This window comes from Geomonas sp., assembly GCF_035254065.1.
Lineage (GTDB): Bacteria > Desulfobacterota > Desulfuromonadia > Geobacterales > Geobacteraceae > Geomonas.
The window spans coordinates 1-2,059 of sequence record NZ_DATFBA010000323.1; the positions used below are offsets into that span (position 1 = coordinate 1).

General features: G+C 60.0%; 2 protein-coding genes and 1 pseudogene. All 3 read left to right on the forward strand.

The genetic code is table 11. The annotated features are described in order from the left end of the window. Nucleotides 1–189: pseudogene (locus tag VJ604_RS14935) on the forward strand (DNA polymerase III subunit beta); the annotation flags it as partial. 300 nt (nt 190–489) lie between these two features. Further along, the gene (gene recF, locus VJ604_RS14940; RefSeq protein ID WP_324083852.1) at nt 490–1,590 is read left to right on the forward strand and encodes a DNA replication/repair protein RecF; all 1,101 of its coding nucleotides are present in this window, start codon (nt 490–492) and stop codon (nt 1,588–1,590) included. A 2-nt stretch (nt 1,591–1,592) separates the two neighbouring features. Continuing rightward, nucleotides 1,593–2,059, forward strand: a 467-nt coding sequence (locus tag VJ604_RS14945; RefSeq protein WP_324083854.1) for an ATP-binding protein, incomplete at its 3' end; no start/stop codon positions are given.

Consider the following 2,059-nt stretch of genomic DNA (forward strand, 5'->3'; position numbering starts at 1 on the left):
GAGATCGAGGTCTCCTACGAGGGGAACGACATCTCGGCCCGCTTCAACGCCAAGTACCTGATCGACGTGCTCTCCGTGATGGAGGAGCGCGAAGTCGAGCTGAAGCTTCGGGACGAGCTTTCCCCGGTGATCATGAAACCCGCGTCTGACGAGGGCTTCATGGCCGTCATCATGCCGATGAGGCTCTAGTACCGGCAAAATATCGTTTATTAAGACCGCCTTCCCGTGCTATCATGAAGAGTCGTCTTGCCTCCTGCTTACCCTCGCCCCTTCAGGGGAGAGGGTGGCCGAAGGCCGGGTGAGGGATATCGGCGCAGGCAGAAAGGTCCGCCGCAGCCAAGCCGCCCTAACCAAAGCCACACAAGTCCCCCTTGATAAAGGGGGCAACGATAGGGAAAAGGTGGTAATTTTCGACGACGTTCCGCACTGCGTGCCCTCTCCTTCAAGGGGAAGCTTGCCCGCCGTAGCCTTTGCGAAGGCGGGGACCGGATGAAACTCATAAAGCTGAAAGTTGGTTCCTTCCGTAACCTGAAAAACCTTGAACTCGAGCCCGGCGAGAAGTTCAACGTATTCTACGGCAACAACGGCCAGGGCAAGACCAACCTGCTGGAATCGATCTACCTCCTCGCGACCATGAAGTCGTTCAAGCAGGCCAAGAATGCGGAATTGATCGCCTTCGGAGCCGATTTCGCCCTCATCAAGGGGGTGGTGGAACGGGACCGGGTACGGCGTGAGATCTCGCTTCTCCTGGAGAAGCAGGGAAAAAAGGCCAAGATCGACAGCAAGCTGGCCACCCGGCTCGACGAGTTCTTCGGCAACCTGAACGTGGTGGTGTTCACCCCGGATGAGATTTCCATGGTGCGCGGGGCGCCTGAGCTTCGCCGCAGGTACCTGGACCGCGCGGTCTTCACCTGTGACCTGAACTACCTGAAGGCCTACCACGACTACAGCAAGGTGCTGAAGAACCGCAACGCCCTGCTGAAGAACAACGAGACCTTCGGCATGGAGGTCTGGACCGAAAAGCTCATCCAGAGCGCCCAGCTCGTGATAGAGCGGCGCAGGGCGTATCTCACCGAGATCGAAAAGCTCCTGCAGGGCTTCTACACGGAGATATCCGGCAACGAAGAGACGGTGCAGATCGAGTACCGGCTGCACGGGGTTGACGCCAACGAGTACGACCAGGATCCTTCCCGCGCGCTGGCCGATGCGCTCAAGGCACACGCCGCTGAGGAGAGAAGGCGCTGCTCCACCGCCATCGGGCCGCACCGGGACGACCTCTACTTCGGGCTGAACGGCCGTGCCTTTCGGCACTTCGCCTCCCAGGGACAGCAGCGCTCCTTCGTGCTCGCCCTCAAGATGGCGGAGATCGAGTTCATCAGCCGCTGCTTCGACGCACCGCCGGTGCTGCTTCTGGACGACATGACCAGCGAGCTCGACCGGGAGCGGAACTCGAACTTGATGGAATTCTTGAAAAAAAGGGAGATGCAGGTCTTCATCACCACCACCAGCCTGCAGAACATCTCTCCCGAACATATGGACAATCACAGGACCTTCCGCATCAGTGACGGCAGGATTCTCAACCAGAGGTAGCGATGACCAACGAAGAACAAGGCGATTACGGGGCAGATAAGATCAAGGTACTGGAAGGGCTCTCCGCGGTAAGGAAGCGTCCGGCGATGTATATCGGATCGACTTCCTCCCAGGGGCTCCATCACCTGGTGTACGAATTGGTCGACAACTCGATCGACGAGGCGCTGGCGGGCTACTGCGACTCCATCAAGGTTGTCATCCACCTGGACGGCTCGGTCACCGTGGAGGACAACGGGCGCGGCATCCCCACCGACATGCACCCCACCGAAGGCAAATCGGCCGCCGAGGTCGTGCTGACCGTGCTGCACGCCGGCGGCAAGTTCGACAACTCCTCCTACAAGGTCTCCGGCGGCCTGCACGGCGTGGGGAGCTCGGTCGTCAACGCCCTCTCCTCCCGGCTCGACCTGGAGATCCGCAGAAACGGCAAGATCTACACCCAGAGCTACGAGACCGGGGTGCCGCTGGCGCC

Bases quoted from the DNA above. Each gene is read 5' to 3' on its own strand.
- recF (WP_324083852.1), top strand. From the start codon at position 490: ATGAAACTCATAAAGCTGAAAGTTGGTTCCTTCCGTAACCTGAAAAAC.